This is a genomic window from Elusimicrobiota bacterium, from assembly GCA_041660185.1.
Taxonomy (GTDB): Bacteria; Elusimicrobiota; Elusimicrobia; order 2-01-FULL-59-12; family 2-01-FULL-59-12; genus JBAZWU01.
The window spans coordinates 111080-131855 of sequence record JBAZWU010000001.1 but is presented as its reverse complement, the minus strand read 5'-3'; the positions used below and the strand labels follow the sequence as shown (position 1 = coordinate 131855).

Annotated in this window: 24 protein-coding genes; 2 read left to right on the top strand and 22 right to left on the bottom strand. The window is 56.6% G+C overall.

Features of this window, described 5'->3' with window-relative positions:
- Nucleotides 1-771: 771 nt before the first annotated feature.
- The 11 genes from WC859_00665 to WC859_00615 form a co-directional block, all read right to left on the bottom strand.
- On the bottom strand, nt 772-1053 hold the full coding sequence (locus WC859_00665; GenBank protein MFA5974663.1) for a hypothetical protein: 282 nt from the start codon (nt 1051-1053) through the stop codon (nt 772-774).
- 11 nt (nt 1054-1064) lie between these two features.
- The gene (locus WC859_00660) at nt 1065-1904 is read right to left on the bottom strand and encodes a tetratricopeptide repeat protein (protein ID MFA5974662.1); all 840 of its coding nucleotides are present in this window, start codon (nt 1902-1904) and stop codon (nt 1065-1067) included.
- A gap of 2 nt (nt 1905-1906) precedes the next feature.
- Complete coding sequence (locus tag WC859_00655) at nt 1907-3586, bottom strand: 30S ribosomal protein S1 (GenBank protein ID MFA5974661.1); 1680 nt, start codon at nt 3584-3586, stop codon at nt 1907-1909.
- A gap of 98 nt (nt 3587-3684) precedes the next feature.
- Nucleotides 3685-3876, bottom strand: coding sequence for a hypothetical protein (locus WC859_00650; GenBank protein ID MFA5974660.1), 192 nt, complete (start codon nt 3874-3876; stop codon nt 3685-3687).
- The gene (locus WC859_00645) at nt 3863-4504 is read right to left on the bottom strand and encodes a lysophospholipid acyltransferase family protein (GenBank protein MFA5974659.1); all 642 of its coding nucleotides are present in this window, start codon (nt 4502-4504) and stop codon (nt 3863-3865) included. Before WC859_00645 ends, WC859_00650 begins: the two co-directional genes overlap by 14 nt.
- Nucleotides 4501-5796: a 3-phosphoshikimate 1-carboxyvinyltransferase gene (gene aroA, locus WC859_00640; protein ID MFA5974658.1), complete on the bottom strand. Its 1296-nt coding sequence runs from the start codon at nt 5794-5796 to the stop codon at nt 4501-4503. The genes WC859_00645 and aroA overlap by 4 nt, the downstream gene beginning before the upstream one ends.
- Complete coding sequence (locus WC859_00635) at nt 5786-6631, bottom strand: prephenate dehydrogenase/arogenate dehydrogenase family protein (protein ID MFA5974657.1); 846 nt, start codon at nt 6629-6631, stop codon at nt 5786-5788. The genes aroA and WC859_00635 overlap by 11 nt, the downstream gene beginning before the upstream one ends.
- Nucleotides 6631-8205, bottom strand: coding sequence for a bifunctional phosphoribosylaminoimidazolecarboxamide formyltransferase/IMP cyclohydrolase (gene purH / locus WC859_00630; protein MFA5974656.1), 1575 nt, complete (start codon nt 8203-8205; stop codon nt 6631-6633). The genes WC859_00635 and purH overlap by 1 nt, the downstream gene beginning before the upstream one ends.
- Nucleotides 8206-8290: 85 nt before the next feature.
- Nucleotides 8291-8923, bottom strand: coding sequence for a hypothetical protein (locus WC859_00625; GenBank protein MFA5974655.1), 633 nt, complete (start codon nt 8921-8923; stop codon nt 8291-8293).
- 76 nt (nt 8924-8999) lie between these two features.
- Entirely contained in the window at nt 9000-9164 is a 165-nt protein-coding gene (locus tag WC859_00620) for a rubredoxin (GenBank protein ID MFA5974654.1), read from the bottom strand.
- Between the two features lie 3 nt (nt 9165-9167).
- Complete coding sequence (locus WC859_00615) at nt 9168-9707, bottom strand: hemerythrin domain-containing protein (protein MFA5974653.1); 540 nt, start codon at nt 9705-9707, stop codon at nt 9168-9170.
- Nucleotides 9708-9942: 235 nt separating this feature from the next.
- Between WC859_00615 and WC859_00610 the strand changes: the two genes are divergently transcribed.
- Nucleotides 9943-10197, top strand: a complete 255-nt coding sequence (locus WC859_00610) for a GlsB/YeaQ/YmgE family stress response membrane protein (protein ID MFA5974652.1) — start codon at nt 9943-9945, stop codon at nt 10195-10197.
- 21 nt (nt 10198-10218) lie between these two features.
- The gene (locus WC859_00605; protein MFA5974651.1) at nt 10219-10419 is read left to right on the top strand and encodes a DUF3185 family protein; all 201 of its coding nucleotides are present in this window, start codon (nt 10219-10221) and stop codon (nt 10417-10419) included.
- 58 nt (nt 10420-10477) lie between these two features.
- Here WC859_00605 and WC859_00600 read toward each other — a convergent pair whose 3' ends face one another.
- The 11 genes from WC859_00600 to WC859_00550 form a co-directional block, all read right to left on the bottom strand.
- Nucleotides 10478-10807 carry a cupin domain-containing protein gene (locus tag WC859_00600; GenBank protein ID MFA5974650.1) on the bottom strand — a complete coding sequence of 110 codons (330 nt, stop codon included), beginning with the start codon at nt 10805-10807 and terminating at the stop codon, nt 10478-10480.
- Between the two features lie 27 nt (nt 10808-10834).
- The gene (locus WC859_00595) at nt 10835-11002 is read right to left on the bottom strand and encodes a hypothetical protein (protein ID MFA5974649.1); all 168 of its coding nucleotides are present in this window, start codon (nt 11000-11002) and stop codon (nt 10835-10837) included.
- Nucleotides 11003-11206: 204 nt separating this feature from the next.
- Entirely contained in the window at nt 11207-12001 is a 795-nt protein-coding gene (locus WC859_00590; GenBank protein MFA5974648.1) for a hypothetical protein, read from the bottom strand.
- A gap of 25 nt (nt 12002-12026) precedes the next feature.
- Nucleotides 12027-12356: an addiction module antidote protein gene (locus WC859_00585; GenBank protein MFA5974647.1), complete on the bottom strand. Its 330-nt coding sequence runs from the start codon at nt 12354-12356 to the stop codon at nt 12027-12029.
- A gap of 394 nt (nt 12357-12750) precedes the next feature.
- A complete protein-coding gene (gene ligA, locus WC859_00580; GenBank protein MFA5974646.1) occupies nt 12751-14766 on the bottom strand; it encodes an NAD-dependent DNA ligase LigA in 2016 nt (671 codons plus the stop codon).
- 21 nt (nt 14767-14787) lie between these two features.
- Nucleotides 14788-15201 carry a transcription antitermination factor NusB gene (gene nusB / locus WC859_00575; protein MFA5974645.1) on the bottom strand — a complete coding sequence of 138 codons (414 nt, stop codon included), beginning with the start codon at nt 15199-15201 and terminating at the stop codon, nt 14788-14790.
- A gap of 3 nt (nt 15202-15204) precedes the next feature.
- Complete coding sequence (gene ribH / locus WC859_00570; GenBank protein MFA5974644.1) at nt 15205-15732, bottom strand: 6,7-dimethyl-8-ribityllumazine synthase; 528 nt, start codon at nt 15730-15732, stop codon at nt 15205-15207.
- A 169-nt stretch (nt 15733-15901) separates the two neighbouring features.
- Complete coding sequence (locus WC859_00565; GenBank protein ID MFA5974643.1) at nt 15902-17113, bottom strand: bifunctional 3,4-dihydroxy-2-butanone-4-phosphate synthase/GTP cyclohydrolase II; 1212 nt, start codon at nt 17111-17113, stop codon at nt 15902-15904.
- Nucleotides 17114-17117: 4 nt separating this feature from the next.
- Nucleotides 17118-17681, bottom strand: coding sequence for a riboflavin synthase (locus WC859_00560; protein MFA5974642.1), 564 nt, complete (start codon nt 17679-17681; stop codon nt 17118-17120).
- A 4-nt stretch (nt 17682-17685) separates the two neighbouring features.
- Nucleotides 17686-18753 carry a bifunctional diaminohydroxyphosphoribosylaminopyrimidine deaminase/5-amino-6-(5-phosphoribosylamino)uracil reductase RibD gene (gene ribD / locus WC859_00555; GenBank protein MFA5974641.1) on the bottom strand — a complete coding sequence of 356 codons (1068 nt, stop codon included), beginning with the start codon at nt 18751-18753 and terminating at the stop codon, nt 17686-17688.
- Nucleotides 18754-18770: 17 nt separating this feature from the next.
- The gene (locus WC859_00550; protein MFA5974640.1) at nt 18771-20651 is read right to left on the bottom strand and encodes a hypothetical protein; all 1881 of its coding nucleotides are present in this window, start codon (nt 20649-20651) and stop codon (nt 18771-18773) included.
- Between the last annotated feature and the right edge of the window lie 125 nt (nt 20652-20776).

Genomic DNA, 20776 nt, shown 5'->3' with positions numbered 1-20776 from the left:
CCCCTAGACCCAAAATTGCATCTTCCGATAAGATATATTATATTACCTATAATCCTTATCACCGTCGATACTCATCTGCTCGTATTTATATGAGGTTTTGTGCCAAAAGCTATTTCCCTGAGAGAGCAACTATCTGCGGCGATAGGATGCTTTAAGGATTCAATATTAGCACTCCTGTTTTAAGCCAAAAATTGGCAGCAGAGCGCTTATGGGTGAAGACATTGGCAGAAATCAGCCAGATTCTTGAGCGGAATGGTACGAGCCACGGTACATTTTCCCCTGCAAGAAAAAGACCACCACCCACACCAGGCAAACATCAGTCAACCAGCAGGCGGGAAGAAAAACACACCAGGAGGCAGAAGGCTTTATACCCCCCGCTGAGAAAAACCATCAGGAAGGATACATCATAAGGAGGAACCAGGAGGCATCTTTCAAAAAATACCCCCCTAAAAACGCATTTTTGAGCGTTTTCCGTCGATAAAACGCACCAAAATTGATTTTTTCACCTGCTTAGTGTGCCGGATGAGGGAGAAAGCGTGCCAAGGAAGGTAAAAGGCAACCAACTCCGAAAAACCCGGAAGAGATCAGCCAGCGAAAAAAGATAGGAGTCGCACCAAAAAATGACTATCGCCGAAAAAACCACAAGAAGCGTTTAGAAGCTCGCGATATCCAGGCCGATTTACGTAAAATTGGGCCTTAAAATCGCATTTTTGTGCGTTTTCCGTCGAGAAAATATTCAAAAACAGCTTATAAAATCAACTGAATTAACTTTCAGGAGTTCTTTTGGGGTTCGGGAGATGAAGCGGGTTCGGAGGATAGAGGGGAAGGAAGTACAAATCCGATGCCGATGAACACATAACCGATCACTAGAAGGAAGGGTGACAAGGTACTCGCCCAGTTTTGACCGGCTGGGTCTGTGAAGGTCAGCAGCCAGAACCCGAGAATGGCCAGAAGGATCCCGGCCGCAAGCCATTTCTTGCTGTGAGAAGACAGAAAGACGCGGCGGGGGGGCTTTGTTTCTTTCAGATGATGGCGATTCTTGTTCTTGGCCATAAGTTAATCCCTTAATTCGGCACAGAAGGGGGAGTTTTCGCTTTTTTGACTTCAGCGATCCGCTGCCGTGTTTCTTTAACTTCTTTCCATAAGTTGGCGCGCCGCTGCGCCGCTTCCAGAGCCTCTAAAGCAGGCAGAAACTCCGCATGACTGGCCAGCTCCTGTTTGTAGAGAGCCATGGCATTCACATCAGAGCCTTTGAGCCGCGCGATTTCCCCTTCCTGGAAAAGTCCCCCCTCCGGCAGCACGCCGGCCAGGGTTTTGGCCTTTTCCAGAGCGGCCTGCGCGTCATCCAGATTCCCCTTTTCTTTATTGATCACCGCGTAATTGAACCAGGCGGTCATATCCTTCGGCCGGTGGCGGATGGATTGCTTATAAAGATCCAAGGCTTCATCGTATCGTTTTTCTTTGAAGTACGCGTTGGCCAGATGCGCCTGCGCTTCATAGTCCTGCGGGTGGTGACGCAGGTATTTGGTGAGCTCATTGACGGCGTACGCGGGAAGCCCCAGCGCGTCATACATGAGACCGGCATAATAAAACAGTTCTTCGCTCGTCGCGCCCAGCGAACGCGCTTTCTCCAGCGCATTCAGCGCTTCCACATAAGAGTCAGGACCTTTCCCGTAGCAGGCGATGGCCATTTGTGTCCAAACGTCAAAATCGTCCGGATTTTTCTGCAGGCGGGATTTACAGGCTTCGATGCGGCGGTTGGCTTCAGAGGCTGAGAGTCGGGACGTTTTGTGGTTTCGTTTAATGGCGCTGGGGATTTCGTAACTACGGAAAGTCAACACGATCAGGGCCATCCCCACCGCGACGATCGAAAGGTCCAGAACAAGAGGACGGCGTGACGCCATCGCTACTCGCTGACCTCCTCGGTGTTTCCGGCGTCCACCAGAACATCCCCCAGCGTTAACGGTTGCTGATTCTGACTGGCATACCGTTTAATCATTTGCCGTTCCTGTTCCCGGTCATAGCGCCGGACGGCGATATCGATGCGGCGGTCCCGGTTATCGATCCGGCTGATCTTCCCGGTCACTTCCTGGCCGACCGGCGGGATTTGAAGCTGGCCTTCGAGATTCTCGGGCAGCTCCATCTGGCGGACAAATCCTTCCACCCCGGGAGCCAATTCCAGAACCACTCCCGCATCCGTCAGGCGCGTGACAGGCCCAGTCACGACCTGACCCACGCGAAAACTCGCCAGGGGATCCGGCTGCAGATGCTTCAGGGACAGAATAATCTTCTCCGCGTCCGCTTTCACATCCATGACCACGACTTCCACGTCCTGGCCGACGGTGAGCAGCTCCGACGGGTGTTGGACGCGCTGGGTCCAGGAAATATCCGAAATATGAATCAGGCCTTCAATCCCCTCCGGAAGCATGACAAAGGCGCCGAACGGCGTCAGGTGCGTCACGGGGCCTTTCACATGAGTCCCTGCCGGATAATGGGTCTTCGCCATATCCCACGGGCTTGGACCCACGCGCTTCAGGGAGAGCGAAATCTTTTCTTTGGACGAATCCACCAGAAGCACTTTCGCTTCCACGTCCTGGCCGATCTTCAGAAGGTCCTGGGGTTTGGCCGCACGGTCCTTCCAGGAAAGCTCGCTGACATGCAGCAGCCCCTCGACCCCTGGCTCGAGTTCAACAAAAACACCGAAGGACGTCACGGTCGTGACTTTCCCTTTCACGAAGGATCCGACCGCATAGCGTTTGGCAATTCCTTCCCAGGGATGCGGCTGTAACTGCTTCAGCCCCAACGAAATCCGTTGCGTGGCCGGCTCATACTTCAAAATTTTAACCTTCATCGTCTGTCCGACCTTGACCAATTTGTCCACACGCTCGGCGCGGTTCCATGTCATATCTGAAACGTGAAGCAGCCCTTCAATGCCGCCGATGTCGACAAAGGCCCCGAAATTCGTCACGCTGGCCACAACGCCCTCGCACACCTGGCCTTCCGCAAGTTGCGCCAAAGTGATTTCCCGCAGGCGCTGCCGTTCCCGCTCCAGAAGCTTGCGCCGGGAGACAACCACATTGGATTTATTCCGGTCCATTTCGGTGATAAGAATGGTAACGTTCCGCTTGATCCAGCTGTCGGCATCCTTGGTGGGGCGAATATCCACCTGTGAGCCCGGCAAAAAGGCGTCCACACCGATATCGGCGATATAACCGCCTTTAACCTTCCGGACAATCACTCCGTCCAGCGGTTCTTGTGCCTGAAAAGCCTTCGTCAGTTTGTCCCAGGCGGTGGACTCCCTCGCCGCACGCCAGGAAACTTTGTGATGGGCATCGCGACCATCCAACTGCCGCACCAGAACGGGGATCGTCGCACCGATCTCAAAGGGCAGGGTTTTTTCAAAATCAGGGAATTCACCGCTAGGGATGAGACCTTCCATCTTGAGACCGATATCCACCAGCACGCCCTCCGCGGACTTCCCGAGAACGCGCGCCTGCACAACGGTCCCGTTCGATACGCGCTCAGGAATCCCCGCCAGCAAGTCGCTCATGGACATATCATCGATGAGAAGTTTCTCTTCAGCCATACCCTACTCCTCCAAAAAATGTGTACAGCCAGTGTAACCATCTGGCCGTCTGGAGTATACCATTTCCACTCGGATGGCGCGTCTGGCCGGCGGCCGGTTTAATCGAGAGAGATCAGGGCGTAGCGGAGGGCCAAAGTCAATCCCACTGAAATCAGGATGAGCAGCGCGTACAGCACCATGCCGGACGTTTCATCCAGAATCCGGATCAGAACAGGCATTAAAAGAACAGCAAACAAGGTGAACACCTGCGTCACAATTATTAAACGAAGCGTGGTCTTATTCGGGCTCATCACATAACTCCTTAATGCGCTGCATCACACGATTACTTAACTCCTGATACATGGCTCGATTCCCCTCTTTTTCCGGCGGGAAAATCGGCTTTCCAAAGCGCACCGTAATGCCGGACAGACGGGTAAAGCGCTCCGAATGAAGGACACCGACGGGAACAATCTGCGCGCCGGTCATGCAGGCGAGCGTGCCCACACCAGCCTTGGCTTTCCATTGGCGGGCGGGATTGAGCCGCCGTCCGCCCTCCGGAAAAAGCAGCAGGGCTTCTCCATGCTCCAGAATGTGGACCGCCCGCCGGAACGCGCCCACATCATGCTCCTCTCGCTTCACGGGAAACGCGTTCACCCTGCGGATATACCACCCCAGAAGCGGGATCTGAAAGAGCTCATCCTTGGTAAAGAAATGGATCGGATAGGGGACCGCGCTGCCGACGAGATTAGGATCCGCCAGGGAACGGTGGTTGGCGGCAAAGATGACCGGCGTGCCGGCCGGCGGGATATTTTCCAGCCCGAACACGCGCCGCCGCCAGATGAGATCAAAAGACCGGCCGGTAAATTGTTTCCCAAGAAAGTACAAGAACGGATTGAAGAGCGGGTTCGCCTGGCCGGGACGGTGGGGGTGCGCGCTCATGCGTTCCCCCGGAGCTGCTCCAGCAAAGACCAGAAGGACGGAAACGAGGTCGCTACGCAGGCGACATCTTCGATGGTGGTTGTCCCGCCGGCGACTAATCCGGCGACGGCCAGGGACATCGCCAGGCGATGGTCGCCGTGGCTCTTGACCACCGCGCCGGTCAGAGGCGTTGGCCCGTCGATCACCAGCCCATCCGGTTTCTCGGTGATCTGGGCGCCCATTTTCGAAAGCTCTTCGCGCAAGGCGGCCAGGCGGTCCGATTCTTTGACCCGCAGCTCCTTCGCATCGCTGATCACCGTCCGCCCCTGCGCCTGGGTGGCCAGCACCGTCAGAATGGGGATCTCATCGATAGCGCGCGGGATCATCTCGCCGCCGATGGAAAGTCCTTTCAGGGAAGACTTCTGAACGTCGATATCCGCCAGCGGTTCGCCGCCCGACTCCGTGGCTGAAACGAACCGGCAGCTTCCGCCCATGGCCTTGATCACGTCCAGAAATCCCGTGCGCGTCGGGTTAACACCCACCCCGCGCACAACAACACGAGGACCACGCAACAACCCGGCGGCCAGAAGAAACGCCGCGCTCGACAGATCTCCCGGAACCTGAAAAGCGTCCGCGCGCACCGTGGCGGTCCCCAACACACTCACACTGGCTCCCTTTCGTTCCAGCGTGACGCCGCTGGCCTGAAGCATCCGTTCGGTATGATCGCGGGAGAGCGACGGCTCCTCCACCGTTGTAGAACCCGACGCGTACAAACCCGCTAGCAGAATCGCGGATTTCACCTGGGCGCTCGCCACTGGACTCTTCCAGTGGATGCTTCGAACGTTCCGGCTCCCCTGCATCCGCAACGGTAGATAAGCAGGCTTGTCTTTGATATCGAGAAAGTTAGCCCCCATCTGGCTGAGCGGCTCAATGACACGATCCATGGGCCGGCGCGAAAGTGAGGCGTCTCCGATGAGTTGCACGTCAAACGGCTGGCCGGTCAGGACTCCCATCAGCAGCCGGGTGGTCGTCCCGGAGTTGCCGCACTGGATAGGACCGGCCGGACGTTTCAGCCCATCCAGCCCCTGCCCGCGAATGGAGAGATGCGTGCCGGAGGATTCGATGACGATCCCCATCTGCCGGAAGGCTTCCACGGTGCGGAGGCAATCGTCCGCCAGAAGAAAATTATCAACGGCGCAGACGCGATTGGACAGGGCGCCCAGAATGACCGCGCGATGCGAGATGGATTTATCTCCGGGGACCTCGACCGTCCCGGCAACTGTTTTTGCCGGTGCGATGGTTTTAGATTCCATGAAAAAGCGGAGACCGGAATTGCTGGGAGCGTTTTAAAAGCGGTCGCAGGCTCGGCCGTTCCAGCGTTTGTTCAAGGCGGACCAGCTGCCGGCGGAAAAGCTGAATGGCTCGACGAAGCTGAGGCGCATTGGCCCGGAAGATTTCGGCCCACAGCTCCGGATCGGAAGAAGCGATACGGGTCACATCCCGGAAAGAACCGGCCACCATTTTTTTCAGAAGGACCTGGTCCGGGTGAGCCGCCACTAATTGAACCAGCGCATGGGCCAGCACATGAGGCAAGTGGCTCGTGATCGCGACCGCGGCATCGTGGTCCCGCGCGGAAAGGATGAGAGGCCGCGCGCCAACCGCGTTCCAAAGGGCCAAAATTGGTTTTAAAGAGGCTTTCGTGGCGGGAACGAGCACACACGTCGCCTTTTGAAACAAATCGCTTCTAGCGGCCTTTACGCCTGTTTTATGCGATCCGGCTAATGGATGTCCGCCCACCCAATGGATGGACCGTCCCTTCAATAGACGGAAAATCGACGGAACGAGCGTGCCTTTGACGCTTCCCACATCGGTGAGATATGTCCCTGGCCGCAGATGCGGGAGAATTTTTTTGACGGTCGGGATAATTCTGTCGACGGGAGTCGCCAGGACAACGATCTGCGCGGAGTGAAGATCGTCCAGCCGGGTGAAGGTCTGGTCGACCGCGCCCAGACGTTTCGCGTTCCGGAGCGTGACCGGCCGCCGGCTGAAGCCGATCACCCGGTAGCGCTTGCTGCGCCGCAACGCCTGGCCGAGCGAACCTCCAATGAGGCCGAGACCGATAATTGCGACTGTGGGTTTAGCGGTCATTAATGTCTAAAGTGACGCATGCCGGTAAAGACCATGGCGATGCCGTGTTCGTCGGCCGCGCGGATGGAATCCTCGTCATGGATCGATCCGCCCGGCTGCACAATGGCCGCGATCCCCATCCGCGACGCCTCATCCACGCAGTCCCGGAACGGGAAGAACGCGTCGGACGCCAGCACCAGCGGCTGCGGATGCGCCACGATCAGTGGCTGCTGCTGCTGAAACTTCATCCAAGCCACGCGCAGCGCGTCGATGCGGGACATCTGCCCCGCCCCCAGCCCGATCGTCTGCTGGCCGCGCGCCAGCACGATGGCGTTCGACTTCACGTGCTTGACCACCCGCCACGCGAATTCCAGCGAGGCCATCGCTTCCGCGCTCGGGGCTTTTTTGGTCACGGTTTTCATCGTCGTGTTCTGCGCGTAATCCTTTTCCTGGACCAGAAGCCCGCCAGAGACGCGCCGCAGATCAAATTCTTTCGCGGCGGTCGTAATGAACTGCGGTAGTTCCAGTAATCGTAGGTTTTCTTTTTTCTTAAAGACTTCCATCGCTTCCGGCCGGTAACCCGGGGCGATGATGCACTCCAGAAATATTTTCACCATCTCTTCAGCGGTCGGACCATCCACGACTTTGTTGAAGCCGACGATCCCGCCGAACGCGCTCATCGGATCGCAGGCCTGCGCCAGATGGAAGGCGTCGATCGGTTTGTCGGCCAGCGCCACGCCGCAGGGTGTGTTGTGCTTGACGATGACGCAGGCGGTCTGCTGAAACTCGCTGACCAGGCTCCAGGCCGCTTCCAGATCGAGGTAATTGTTATAAGACAGCTCCTTGCCCTGGAGCTTCTTCGCCGTAACAATGCCCCACTCCGCGCTGCGCGCGCCGGTCTCCTGGTAAATCGCGGCCTTCTGGTGCGGGTTTTCCCCGTAGCGGAGGGTCTGCACTTTTTTGAGACCCACCGTCATTTCCCGAGGGAAAACATCCTCTCCCTTTTGGCGCTCGCGGAAGTAGGAGGCAATCACCGCATCGTAGCGCGCGGTGTGCGCAAAAGCCTTGGCCGCCAGGCGCCGCTTGGTCTGCAGGCGGACGTCCTGATAATCCGCCAATTCCTGAAGCACCACCGCGTAATCCGCCGGATCGCTGACGATCGTCACGTGATGGAAATTTTTTCCCGCGGCCCGCAGCAGCGTCACGCCGCCGATATCGATGTATTCCAGAAGCTCTTCTTCGGGAAGGACCGTTTCGGTTACGACCTTCTCGAAAGGATATAGGTTCACCACCACCATATCGATCGCCTCGATATCGTGAGCGGCCATGTCTTTTTCATGACGGGGATTGCCGCGGATGGCGAGCAAGGCACCGAAAATTTTGGGGTGGAGCGTCTTCACGCGGCCGTCGAGGATTTCCGGATAGCCGGTCAGTTCCTCCACCTCGCGCACAGGCACTTCCGCCTGTTTCAGCTTCTTGGCGGTGCCTCCCGTGGAGATGATCTCATAGCCCCGGGTGCGGAGTTCATTGGCGAACTCAACGATGCCGGTTTTATCGGTGACGCTGATCAAAACGCGCTTCTGGGGTTTACTCATGGAAATTTATTCTACCAAAGTCGGGCGCACAGCGGGGTATGCGGTGTGCGCCCACCAATACGTTACATTGGGTTATTTCGTTAGATCAGTATTTGTCCCAAGGCTTACTTCTCACGTCCTGGTGGGAGCAGTTCACAACAACCCGGCCTGCGGTATTGCCGCGGCTCGTATCATAGAACCACCCGCCCGTATCGGTTACCCCGTCGCTCAGGTTTCCGGTGGTGACCGAAGAGGTCCGCGGATGACCGACGTTGTTATCCGTGCGGGGAAGAATCGCTTCCGGGATCTGCTGAAAATTCTGTACCCCCTTCGCAGAAGTCAGTTCCTCCAGCGTTTTAGGGTAGTGTCCGCTCGTTGAGCCATAATAGGCATCCAGCGCCAACCGAATGTCCTGGAGATTGCTTTTGGTGATGTCTTCATCCGCTTTGACCTTCGCCTTTATGAACTGTGGGATAGCGATGGCGGACAGAATCCCGAGAATGATGAGGCCACCAAAAATGACAGCAAGGACAACCGCTACAATGCTCACCGTGCTATTCCCGGTCGCTGGTTTTGGATCTTTCGAAGACAGCAAGGCCACCACAATTAGAGCGAGGTACGAAAAGAACACAGCGGCCAGCGCCCAGAGAATCACACTGCGCTTTTTTTGGCGAGCGATGTACCCCGCCGCCACGACAGGAACTCCATAAAATATCAGCAAGATCAGCAGGCCGGCCATAAAGGTCCTTTCTTGGAGCGAGTTATTAAAACCCTCTCATCCCGCACAGGAAGACGTGCAGACAATAAAGCATATCTTACTCCCCCTCCTGTTCAAACAATTCTTTGGAAGCGTGGCATCGCGGACATTGCCAGCCGTCCGGAAGGTCTTCGAAAGCCGTTCCCGGCGGGATATTCCCCTCGGGATCTCCTTTGGCAGGATCGTAGAGATACCCGCAAACGGTACAGCGGTATTTATCCATGACTCACCTGCTCCCTTCCAGATGCCGGACAACCTGGTCGTATTTCTCGTGAATGAGCCGGCGGTCGAAGTCGTAGCACTCCGCCAGCATCGCCTCCTGCTCGGGTTTCGTGAAATACGCCATGCAGGGGATAAAGAAATGCTTGTCCTCTTTTTCGATATGTTTCGGATAAAACTGGACGAGAACGTCCATGAGCCGGGCGACTTCATCGACAGCGGTCTTGTCGTTCTTGAGATACCGTTCCTGCGCCGCCACGAGATCCCGGACAACCTGGCGGCCTTTGACGTGTTCCGCTATCAGCTCGATCAAGACCCGCTCATGCTCCGACGACAACGTTTTCTTTCCCAGATCCCGGAAAAGGATATTCTCCTCTTTCCCGTGATGGCACTGGTCCGCATAGGTCCGGATGAAATCAACCGCGGAAAGAACAAACTCCACATCGACCAGGCCCGTGGACCGGATCCGCGCGGATTCCTTTCCCAGCAGAGCGATCATCCGCTCGATCAGCCGGTGTTCGACCATCAAAGGACCAACGGGCATCATACGGCGACCTCCTGGCTATCGGGCGCACAGCGGTGCGCCCCTACATATCCAATGGATTCCATCTATCCGTATCGGCTATCTACCCAACTGCTATCGTTTGATTATAGGCAATTACTCCCCCGTCCGGGTCAAGCCTATATTTACCATCGGTAAAACCCTGATGGCGGGACTCCTCGCAATGAAGTTAAATAGAAATTGAAGGAATGAATGACGGGTGAAAGGGAGGGTGGGGCCTATGGGATTATCCTTCGTTTGGTTTTTACTGATCGGCCTGTTGGCGGGGTACATAGCGGGGCGCCTGACCAAGGGCAGCGGGTTTGGGATCATCGGGGATATGGTCATCGGCATACTCGGATCGTTTATCGGTGGATTTCTTTTTAGCCTGCTCGGTATTGCGGCCTACAGCCTGCTCGGTCAATTGATTATGGCCGTGATCGGGGCCTTCGTTTTCCTGAAATTGATCGGATACATCCGGCACAAAAAAGTTTAAATCGCTTCCCCCGGAGGTTCTATGACTAAAGCACTCGGATTGGCCCTGCTGGTCGCGGGTATCATCCTGATCGTTACCGGCTTCAACGCGTCGCAGTCCTTCAGCTCGGATGTCTCGAGGTTCTTCACCGGCTCCGCCACGAACAAGGCGATGTGGATGCTGGTCAGCGGCGCGGCCGCCGCCATCGCCGGAGCCGTCCTCCTGAACCGCCGCAACCTCTAGAACCTGCTCGCTCGTCTATCGATCCAGGCTCCTTTGGGTCAGGCATCTTTCTTCAAGACTATATCATTACCAGCAGCATCTTAAAGCGCCGGGCCGCTTTCACCGCATGAGGCCGGTTTGCGGGAAGCATCAGGATCTGCCCTGCCGAAACATGGTGGAGCTGTTCGTCAATCTGTATTTCCGCCTCACCGTCTACAAGGTATACGAGGGCGTCATAAGGAGCGCGATGGGTGCTCAGCTCCTGGCCCTGGTCAAAGGCAAAGAATGTCGCAGATCCCGTTTCCTTCTGAATAATCTTCCGGCTGACGATCGATCCTTTTTGGTAATCGGCCCAATCCACAAGCTTGGCCGCTTTTTGCGCCAGTTCTTCAACCGTCAATTCTTCCATGACACTTCTCCTCCGCGGCAGGCGCAGTTATTTTCCGGGTTTTTTGCGGCGTCTTTTTTCCTGACTGATGTTCTGAAAGTTACTGCGCGGGCCCGCGCGTTTGGCAAGCGGTTTGGCCGCGGGTTTCCGGTGCCACACCCTGGCGCGGGATTTCTTCTTCGGAGCGGACCGGCTGCGGTAAAGTGCTTTTCTCATGGTTGGTTCACCTCTCACTATTCACTTTATCTTATCAGGTGGGCCTTTTGGGGAAATGCTCTGTCCCTTTTGAACCCCTAGCTTCTCGGAAAGTGTCAGACCCCGTCCCCACGTACTGGGCCTGCTCGCTTTGCTTTGTGCTTAATGGTTTCGCAGGCTGGGAGACCAGTTTTATCAGAAGATTTAATTGTTCTTAGTTCATTTTTATTTTGCGAAAACCATTTTTTTATCAACTAATCTAAAGAAATATGGTGTTGGATTTGCTACCTCGTCTGCATATAAATCCATTCTGCCATGTACATCAAGTAATCCCTTGCAATCTATTTTAATAATCGGAAAATTTGTGGGGAAGCCACGAGTTAAAAAGGGTGGCTTCGTTTGGGACGATATTGCAAATGATAATCCTGCCACATTCTCAGGAGTGGTTAGCTTTGTCCAATCACCAGTTGGAGTTTCAGCACCACAATCCTGTATTTGAAAATTTATCAGTGCTTTATCAAGAGTTTTTGCATCATTATGCACATTGATAACAATATTGGTCCCAGTACTGTTTGATAGGTCAACTTGAATTGGCATAGGGTCACCATTATCCCTATAAGCAAATTTCACATTATTTATATAGAACGAAAAATCTTTAGATGAAATGGAATGGCTATTCTTACGATCATGTTTCAAGGCTGCAACATGTCTCTTACTCTCAAGCGTATCTTCGATTCCTTTACTGTATAAATCATCTCTTCTTTGTCCGTATTCCTTTATATATTTCTCATGAAGAGGTTTCCAGAAAATCAAACCGAATAGAAGGCATGCAATTACCGAAATAGAAATTCTTGGCACCAAGGAACGTTTTTTAAGATACGAAAAAACCACAACAAATTCACATATAAGAGCAACCACATAAGCAATAAAGAGATAAACGAAACTCTCTAGAATTGATGGCACGAGAGCAGAAAAGATAAAAATGAAAATTCCTGCGCAAATCTCTGTCATCTTGCTCAAATCCTATCATTTAGGTACGCCCCTACTACGCGGCGCGTGGGAGAGGCTTGTGACTGGCGGCGGAAAGCTGTACGTCGAATTCGCTCAAGAGCATCAGAAATGTCCGTAAGCCTGGGTTGCCGTTCTTTCTCAACATTTTGTGAAGACTGACGCGGTGCACCTTGATTGTGTCGGCGATACGAGACATACCGCGCGCTTTGGCGACATCGTGCATAGCCAGAAGGATCCCGTCCGGGTCTCCCTCTTTCAGGGCTTCATTCAGATAGCCAGCGGCTTCTTCGGGATTGCGAAGATCCTCGTAAAGTCCTTTTTCATAGGGAACAGCCGGGGGTCTTTTCTGTATTTTCTTCTTCATACCTTATCGAGTGTAGCTATAAGTTTACAGCCCGTCAAGGGAAGACCTCCTGGCTCTTAGAGCCACTTGGAGGTCATTTATTCATCTTATCGAGAGGCGCGGCGGGGGTTGGCCGGCGAATACATGGTGGGCGCACACCGCATACGACCGCGGTGCCTGCGCGCTACAAGAAATTGCGGAAGCGCGGGCAGCGGTGCGCCCCTACGTTTTTATTGCGAGGGGAGCCGCCTTCGCGGTGAGCGATATTGCAGTTTCAGCGGAACGGGGCGGCCGGGTGTTTCGGCGAGGAACCCGTGTGTGGGGCTCCGAGCCGAAGGCAGTCCCGTGACGCGACCACACGGGCTTCCGTGTGGGGAAACTGCGCTAGAGCGAACGCGGAGGCGGCTCCCCGAGCTTAGTTTTGTTGGCCGTCGTATTTGGCGAGGAATTCTTTTTCGGTGAGGACTTTGACGCCGAGTTTGCGGGCTTTCGTAAATTTGGATCCCGGCGCGTTGCCGGTCACCACCAGGTCGGTCTTGGCGGAAACGCTTCCGGTGGGATTCCCCCCCAGCTGACGGACTTTCGCTTCCGCTTCGCTGCGGCTCATGCTTTCCAGTTCTCCGGTGAACACCACGGTTTTGCCGGCCAGAAGCTGCGGCCCTTTTACCTCGGCCACTTTCTCTTCCATGGTGAGCCCGGCCCGCCGGAGTTTATTCAAAACCGTGCGTGTCGTCGGAAAACCAAAATAGGACACGAGGGATTTGGCCATCACCGGCCCGACTTCATGGATCGCGCGTAGCTGCGGCTCGGTGGCCTCCATCAGCGCGGGCATCGTCCGGTATTGCTGGGCCAGGACATACGCGGCCTTTTCCCCCACATGCCGTATGCCCAGCCCGAAGAGCAGGCGCGAGAGCGCCCGCGTCTTGCTGCGCTGGAGCGCCTTGAGAAGATTGTCGGTGCGCTTATCCGCGTAAAGTTCCAGACGGCTGATGTCCTTCTTCGTTAACGAATAAATATCCGCGATGTCCCGGATCATTTTCCGTTCCACCAGCTGATTGACGAGCGCTTCGCCCATCCCGTCGATATCCATCGCTTCGCGGCTGGCGTAATGCAGCAGCCCGCGCATAAGCTGGGCCGGGCATCCCGGGTTCGTGCAGCGGTAGGCCACCTCGATTTCTTTCTCCTTGGCGATGGGACTGTCGCAGACCGGGCATTCCTCGGGCACTTGAAAAACTTTCTCTTTGCCAGTGCGCTGTTCTTCCACCACTTTGAGCACCTTGGGAATCACATCGCCGGCGCGCTGAACGATGACGGGGTCCCCGATCTTCACGCCCAGACGCTTGATCTCATCGAAGTTGTGAAGGGTGGCGCTCGAGATGGTCACCCCGCCGACCGAGACCGGCTTGAGTTTCGCCACCGGGGTAATGGTGCCGGTCCGCCCGACGGACGCTTTGATATCGAGGATCTGGGTGAGCCCCTGCTGGGCTGCAAATTTGTAGGCGATCGCCCAACGCGGGGATTTATGCGTCGAACCGGTCCGCTCCCGCAGCCGGAAATCGTTCACCTTGAGCACCGCGCCGTCGATATCGTAAGCCAGGCTGTCGCGCTCGCGCTCCAGAAACCGGCAATGCCGCATACACTCCATCACGGTGTCGCAGCGCTGGTTGTACGGCGGCACGGGCAGTCCCATCACGGTGCACGCTTTCAGGAAATCGTAGTGATTGGCCCAGTTAAGCCCCTCGGCAACACCGAAGGAATGGACCAAAAAGCGCAACGGCCGTGACGCGGCAACCGCGGGATCTTTCTGCCGCAGCGAACCGGCCGCGGCGTTGCGGGGATTGGCGAACGATTCTTCCCCCTGCTTCTCCAACTGGGTATTCATGCGGGCGAAGTCTTTCCGGTCCATGTAGACTTCCCCCCGCACGTCAAAAAATGTCGGAAAAGGAGGCCGAAGCCGCAGCGGAATCGAACGGATGGTCCGCACCGTCAGCGTGATGTCTTCGCCGGTGTCGCCGTCACCGCGCGTGACCCCGCGCACAAGCACCCCGTTCTCGTAAATGAGCGACAGGCTGACCCCGTCGATCTTGGGCTCCGTCACGTAATTGAATTCCGTAATCCCCAGCGCCTTCCGAAGCCGGTCGTCCCACTCCAGCACTTCATTCTCGTTGTAGGCGTTCGTCAGCGAGAGCATGGGCGAGCGGTGCGGTACCGACGGGAACGCGCCGACGAGCATCCCTCCCACGCGCTGGGTGGGAGAATCGGGCACGATCAGGTCCGGGAATTGCTTCTCGATATTCTCCAGTTCGCGCAACTTCTTGTCATAGTCGGTATCGGTAATTTCCGGTTGGGCGAGAACGTAATAAAGATAATCGTGCTGGAGGAGGGCTTCGCGGAGCTGCTCGATGGTTTTTCTGGCTTCGGCTCGATCCATGTGTAGATGATTAAAACAGATTCAGCTCTTGCGTTCCAGCTTCAGCTTGTCCAAAATCCCGTTCACGAACCGGCCGGACTCCGACGTGGAGTACTTCTTCGCCACTTCAACGGCCTCATTAATGATCACGTTAATGGGCGTTTCCAGATCCTGCAAAATTTCAAAGGCCGCGATCCTCAAGATAGACCGGTCGATCGCCGCCATCCGGCTCAGTTCCCAGTTCTCCGTGTACTTCTTCAACAGCTGATCGATTTCCGCCTGCCGCTCCACCACGCCCTGCGCCAGATGCTGGGCAAACTGGCGTATTTTTTCCGTCAGCGGCTCCTCCGACCAGGCCGCCGCCGTCACGTCGGTGACGGACTGCTTGCACAAATCAACCATATAAACAACCTGCAAAGCCGCTTCGCGACCCTGCCGACGTGATCCGTTGGCCATGGGTTATTGGGGTCCGAAGCCGAAACCGACGCTTTGGCTCGGTTTCGCTGAACAATCTTTGATTTGTTTCAAAACGTGAATCATGGCCACCGCCGTCTCCGCCGCTTCAGCGCCCTTGTTTCCTTTGTCTCCGCCGGCGCGCGCCTGCGCCTGCTCCAGCGTCTGAGTGGTCAGCACACCGAAGGACACAGGAATACCTGATTTCTGGGAGATCTGTGAAATGCCGCGCGCCACTTCCCTGGCGATGTACTTATCGTGAGAGGTTTCCCCCTTCACAATCACACCGAGGCAAATAATGGCGTCAAAAGACTGCTGGGCCATGGCCCGGGCCGCCAGAGGGATCTCAAAAGACCCCGGAACCCAGACCGTCACGATATTGTCCGCTTTGGCGCCGTGCTCTTTTAAGACCGAGACCGCGCCCGCGTGCAGGACCTGCGTCAGCTCTTCGTGATAATGCGCCGCCACGATACCGAACCGTTTTCCAGCAGCGGCATCCTTAGGCAGAGTGAGTTTCGTTTTAGCGGTCACCATAAATTTTCCCTTACTACACCCAACGTCATCCCCCGCGGTCGCTGGCGGGGGATCCAGAATGACTTTGCTGGACCCCCGACAGCCCCGTCCTCCTGTGAAGTCATATTGTCGGGGCAGTCCCACGTCGACAAGTGACGGGACAGGGGCATTCGGGGGTGACGACGTGTGTTTACTGTACTGTAATTTGTTCCAGCAAATGTCCCATTTTTTCTTTTTTCGTTCTTAAATATTTCCGGTTGGTCCGGTTGGCCGGCACTTCCAGCGGCACCCGCTGGGTCACGTGCAGGCCGTAGCCGTCGATCCCGACGATTTTCCGGGGATTGTTGGTCATCAGACGGATGCTGCTCAACCCCAGGTCCACCAGAATCTGGGCGCCGATCCCGTAATGACGCAGGTCCGGCTTGAATCCCAGCGCTTCATTGGCCTCGACGGTGTCCATGCCCTGGTCCTGAAGCGCGTAGGCCTTCAACTTGTTTTCCAGGCCGATGCCGCGCCCCTCTTGATGCATATAGAGCAGGACGCCCCGCTTCTCCTGAGCGATGCGGGCGAGCGCCTTGTGAAGCTGCTCTCCGCAATCGCAGCGCAGCGAGCCCAGCGTGTCTCCCGTAAAGCAGGACGAGTGCACGCGGACCAGAACGTCTTTCTTTCCATCAACATCTCCGTGAACAATCGCCAGATGATGTTCCTTGTTCAAAACATCCTCATAAAGATGGGCTATAAAATTGCCGTGACGGGTCGGAAGTTTGGCGGTCACGGAACGGCTCACGAGCCGCTCGGTCTTGCGCCGGTATTCAATGAGCTCTTCGATCGTAATCATTCTGAGATGATGCCGGCGGGCAAAGCGCTTGAGCTCAGGCATCCGCGCCATGGTACCGTCTTCATTCATAATTTCGCAGATGACGCCGGCGGGATAAAGCCGGGCCATCTTCGCCAGATCCACCGCGGCTTCGGTATGACCGGCGCGCACCAGCACGCCTCCTTCGCGGTAGCGAAGCGGGAAAATATGGCCAGGCCGCGACAGATCTTCCGGTTTGGTTTTGGGCGCCAGAATCGCCCGGACGGTCCGTGAGCGGTCCCCTGCGGAAATACCGGTGGTCACGCCCTGGCGGGCATCCACGGAAACGGTGAACGCGGCGTCGCGCAGCTCCTGGTTATGCTCGACCATGGGAGCGATCCGCAGCTGGTCCAGACGCTCGCCTAGAATGGGAAGGCAGACCAATCCCCGTCCGAACTTCGCCATGAAATTAATCAACTCAGGCGTGGCTTTCGAGGCCGCGCAGACGAGATCGCCTTCGTTTTCCCTGGAAGGGTCATCGACAACGATAATCATCCGGCCGTTTCGGATATCACGGATAGCATCAGGGATAGAGGAAAAAGACATAATTTTAAGAGGTCGCTTGGGCGTACTTCGCCAGAATGTCCGTTTCCAGATTCACCCAATCGCCCGGTCGCTTGTGGCCCAGCGTGGTGTGTGACAGCGTGTGCGGAATCAGCATAATTTTAACTTGGCGCTTTCGCCGGGAAACGATCGTGAGGCTGATCCCGTCGATGGTCAGGCTTCCCTTGGCGATAATGTAGCGCGTCAGCGCCGCGGGGACTTTCAACGACAGAAAGCAGCTGTCTCCGGCGTCTTCAATCTTGACGATCCGTCCGCGGTCTTCGACGTGACCCGTAACCCAATGCCCGCCCAGCCGGTCGCCGATCCTTAGCGCCCGTTCCAGATTAACGCAGGAACCGGGCTTCAGGGAGCCTAACGTGGTGATGCGGGCGGTTTCAGGACCGATATCGAAACGAGCCGTTGATCCTCGAATGGAAGAAGCGGTCAGACAGACCCCGTCCACACAGACACTTTCACCCAGCGACAGGCGGCGGAACGGGAGCTGTATCCACGCAGCATTTCGTTCGTATTTTACTACTTTTCCAATCGTCTCAATGATTCCGGTAAACATAGCCTTAATCCCTCAGATTCCCTCGGATGCACCAGTCCTTTCCAACAGACGTCATGGACATGCCTTTGAGCGGCCATGCGTCTTTTAATCGCCGGACTCCCCGACCCCCGATGGCGGGTTTGGCCTGAAGTCCCCCGAGAATTTTAGGTGCTATAAACCAGATGACTTCGTCAGCAGCCTTCTCTTCTAAAAATGACGCGTGCAGTTCACCGCCGCCTTCGACCAGCAGATGCGCGATGCCTTTTTTCGCCAGCCAGACCAGCGCGGCTTTCACATTCACACGTCCACCCAGACTGGAAGGGAGGATCTCCACGTGAACGCCTTGGGCTTCCAGAATCGCTCGTTTCCGCCGGGGAGCGCGCACGGTAGAGAGAATCCATGCCGGGGACGGGCCCTGAAGCACTTTCGCGCACGGGGAGATTCTCAGACGGCTGTCAAAAATCACGCTCTGCGGATCGCGGCCGCGTCCATGCGCCAGAAGGGACGGATTATCTCTTAAAACAGTATGAATACCGACCGCGATCGCATCCGCCTCGGCCCGCAGATGGTGACCGGAGGATCGCGCGGCCGCGGATGTGATCCACCGCGACTCTCCGCCGGCGGTAGCGATCCGGCCATCCAGAGAGGAGGCCACTTTCAACGTCACATAGGGTTTTTTCCGGACCACCCAGCTGACAAATGCTCGATTCAACCGCTGAGCGCTGGCCTCCAGGACACCGGTTTTCACCCGGATGCCGTGCCGGCGAAGAAAGGCAAACCCGCGGCCGGCGACCAGAGGATTCGGGTCGCGCATGGCGGCCACCACTTCACGGACCCCCGCGGCCGCAAGCGCTTCCGCACACGGAGGCGTTTTGCCCCAGTGGGAACAGGGCTCCAGATTGATATACAGCGTAGCGCCTCTGGCGCGCGCTCCGGCCGCTCGAAGCGCTTCCGCTTCCGCATGCGGTCCGCCAAAAAACCGGTGAAAGCCGGCGCCGACTTCACGGTTGTTCCGGACCAGAACCGCGCCCACCATCGGGTTCGGGTGCACGCGTCCGCGCCCCCGGACCGCCAGAGCCAGCGCGCTCTTCATGAATTTCTCCGCTGAGTTCATTTCCGATTACCGCGACGGCTCCGGGACCGGCTGCTCGTCGCATTGATCTCGATTTCTCCCAAAGAGTTTTCAGGCCGGTCTTCGCGCATCTTGATCGCGCCCTGTTCTTTTTCCAGGGCGATATCGGAGAGAGCGTCTCCCTTCGCATCACACAGCTCGCGCATCTCCGCCAGGCCGGAAAAACTCCGGCGGGACGGACGCGACTTGAGCGCAATCACTTTCAATAAATCATCTTCCGTCTGTTTCAGATCAGCGGGAAGCACGGGTTTGCGGACGCTTCCTTCCACCGGTTGATTGGACGATGGAACTCCCGGCGTTTCCAGCCCGCGCGCTTTTGATTTCGCCGGCTGAAGCGGTTTGACGTGAAGAACCGAAGACGTTGAGGGCAACACCCGTTCAACCTTCGCGCGTTCCAGCGGCTGGGTCTGCAAACTCAGGTTGTCCGCCGGTCCTGCAACAGGCCGCTGGATGGGAAGTCCTGTTTTGGGGATAGAGGCGATCTTCAGCGGGGTCTGGGTCTCGCCTGAAACCAGCGGATGCGCCGGCAAAGATTCAGAGAGAACTTTGGGTGAGGTGTAGCCGGCCGGCGCTTCAGGGATCGCGCGCACCGTTGGGATGCCGGCTCGAGGCGAGGCCACGGGGGCAGCCAGCGCGCGCGCCTCGATGGAGTCTTCCGCAAGGACCAGTTTGAGACGTGCCCCTTCAATACTATTGACCGGCGCCCAGACCTCGCGATTCAGCTGGCGAAGTTTGGCCATCGTCGTTTCCGACAGCGGAACTCCGTTCAGGATGATGGTCCTTAACTGAACCAGCTTCGCCATGCCCGCGAGATCCTCCCGGGACAACGTGTCCCAGGAGAGTGAAAGAACCTTCAAAGACCTGGCCCTCACGAGCGGGGCCAACCCGGCCCGGCTCACCTGCGTATCACTTAATTCAAGAACTCTCAACTGCGGCAGCTGCGCCAGGAAGGGAAGGCTTTTGTTTCCCACCGCGGTCTGGCTGAGCGCCAGTTCTTTCAATGAGTTCATCGTCGACAGGGATTCCATGCCTTTGTCCGTCACGGAGGCGCCAGATAAATCCAGGCTCTGCAACGAACGGTTTTTGGCCAGCGACCGGAGCCCGGCATCATCCATTTTTTTATTGGCATAAAGCACTCTCAGATGCGGCAGCCCGGCCAGCGCCGGGATGCCCTGATCGCCGATCTGCGACTGGCTGAGATCAATCTCCTCAAGCGTCTGAATCTGGGCAAGCTGAACCGCGCCGGCATCCGTGATCAAACCGTTCAAAACGATCCGGCGCAGCCGCGGAAGATTGCGGAGTTCAGCCAGATCGGAATCCCGGAGCATCGTGTCGCTGATGTCCAGGCTCCCAAGATGCGAAAAAGCCGCCAGGCTCTTTAACCCGGCGGAGCTGACCTCCGACCGGTCCAGCGTCAACTCGGTCAGCTGGGAGAGCCCCTGCACGGCCGCCAATCCCTGATCCGTAACTTTCGGAGGCAGCATCAGGATGGTCAAGCACGTCAACGAATGCACCACCGGCATGCTGGCATCCGTCAAGCGCGTCCGGGAAATATCCAGAAACCGCAAGACGGTCAAGTTGTCAAAGTGAGAAAATCCCTTGTCGGCGAGTTCCCAGTGATCCGATAAATCCAGCCCTGGGATGTGCTTCTGCTGGATCTCCCGGGCCAATTGCTGAAGCGCTGGCTCGGTCAAGGCTCCGATCGGCCGGACGTACCAGATCCGTTCCGGCGGCACAGAGATGGGTTTGTCCGTGCGCGCCGGGGTAAATCCCAAAACTCGGTCAGGCTCATCGCCGGAGCGGCGCTCATAGACCTTGAGCTTCAAGGATGAATTAAAGGCAAACGCCGGCGCGCTCAAAAACCCCAGCAAGACGACCCCTGAAACGATGTTTAAATGAAGAGATTTCAGAATGGCACCCGAACCTTCCCGTAATTGTAAATCATTTTCCCAAATTCCCGACGGTCCGCGCTGACGGGCCCCTT

Excerpts from the sequence above, each read along its gene's own strand:
- WC859_00665 (MFA5974663.1), bottom strand. The coding sequence starts at position 1,053 with ATGGCCAAGAACAAGAATCGCCATCATCTGAAAGAAACAAAGCCCCCC.
- WC859_00660 (MFA5974662.1), bottom strand. The coding sequence starts at position 1,904 with ATGGCGTCACGCCGTCCTCTTGTTCTGGACCTTTCGATCGTCGCGGTG.
- WC859_00655 (MFA5974661.1), bottom strand. The coding sequence starts at position 3,586 with ATGGCTGAAGAGAAACTTCTCATCGATGATATGTCCATGAGCGACTTG.
- WC859_00650 (MFA5974660.1), bottom strand. The coding sequence starts at position 3,876 with ATGAGCCCGAATAAGACCACGCTTCGTTTAATAATTGTGACGCAGGTG.
- WC859_00645 (MFA5974659.1), bottom strand. The coding sequence starts at position 4,504 with ATGAGCGCGCACCCCCACCGTCCCGGCCAGGCGAACCCGCTCTTCAAT.
- aroA (MFA5974658.1), bottom strand. The coding sequence starts at position 5,796 with ATGGAATCTAAAACCATCGCACCGGCAAAAACAGTTGCCGGGACGGTC.
- WC859_00635 (MFA5974657.1), bottom strand. The coding sequence starts at position 6,631 with ATGACCGCTAAACCCACAGTCGCAATTATCGGTCTCGGCCTCATTGGA.
- purH (MFA5974656.1), bottom strand. The coding sequence starts at position 8,205 with ATGAGTAAACCCCAGAAGCGCGTTTTGATCAGCGTCACCGATAAAACC.
- WC859_00625 (MFA5974655.1), bottom strand. The coding sequence starts at position 8,923 with ATGGCCGGCCTGCTGATCTTGCTGATATTTTATGGAGTTCCTGTCGTG.
- WC859_00620 (MFA5974654.1), bottom strand. The coding sequence starts at position 9,164 with ATGGATAAATACCGCTGTACCGTTTGCGGGTATCTCTACGATCCTGCC.
- WC859_00615 (MFA5974653.1), bottom strand. The coding sequence starts at position 9,707 with ATGATGCCCGTTGGTCCTTTGATGGTCGAACACCGGCTGATCGAGCGG.
- WC859_00610 (MFA5974652.1), top strand. The coding sequence starts at position 9,943 with ATGGGATTATCCTTCGTTTGGTTTTTACTGATCGGCCTGTTGGCGGGG.
- WC859_00605 (MFA5974651.1), top strand. The coding sequence starts at position 10,219 with ATGACTAAAGCACTCGGATTGGCCCTGCTGGTCGCGGGTATCATCCTG.
- WC859_00600 (MFA5974650.1), bottom strand. The coding sequence starts at position 10,807 with ATGGAAGAATTGACGGTTGAAGAACTGGCGCAAAAAGCGGCCAAGCTT.
- WC859_00595 (MFA5974649.1), bottom strand. The coding sequence starts at position 11,002 with ATGAGAAAAGCACTTTACCGCAGCCGGTCCGCTCCGAAGAAGAAATCC.
- WC859_00585 (MFA5974647.1), bottom strand. The coding sequence starts at position 12,356 with ATGAAGAAGAAAATACAGAAAAGACCCCCGGCTGTTCCCTATGAAAAA.
- ligA (MFA5974646.1), bottom strand. The coding sequence starts at position 14,766 with ATGGATCGAGCCGAAGCCAGAAAAACCATCGAGCAGCTCCGCGAAGCC.
- nusB (MFA5974645.1), bottom strand. The coding sequence starts at position 15,201 with ATGGCCAACGGATCACGTCGGCAGGGTCGCGAAGCGGCTTTGCAGGTT.
- ribH (MFA5974644.1), bottom strand. The coding sequence starts at position 15,732 with ATGGTGACCGCTAAAACGAAACTCACTCTGCCTAAGGATGCCGCTGCT.
- WC859_00565 (MFA5974643.1), bottom strand. The coding sequence starts at position 17,113 with ATGTCTTTTTCCTCTATCCCTGATGCTATCCGTGATATCCGAAACGGC.
- WC859_00560 (MFA5974642.1), bottom strand. The coding sequence starts at position 17,681 with ATGTTTACCGGAATCATTGAGACGATTGGAAAAGTAGTAAAATACGAA.
- ribD (MFA5974641.1), bottom strand. The coding sequence starts at position 18,753 with ATGAAGAGCGCGCTGGCTCTGGCGGTCCGGGGGCGCGGACGCGTGCAC.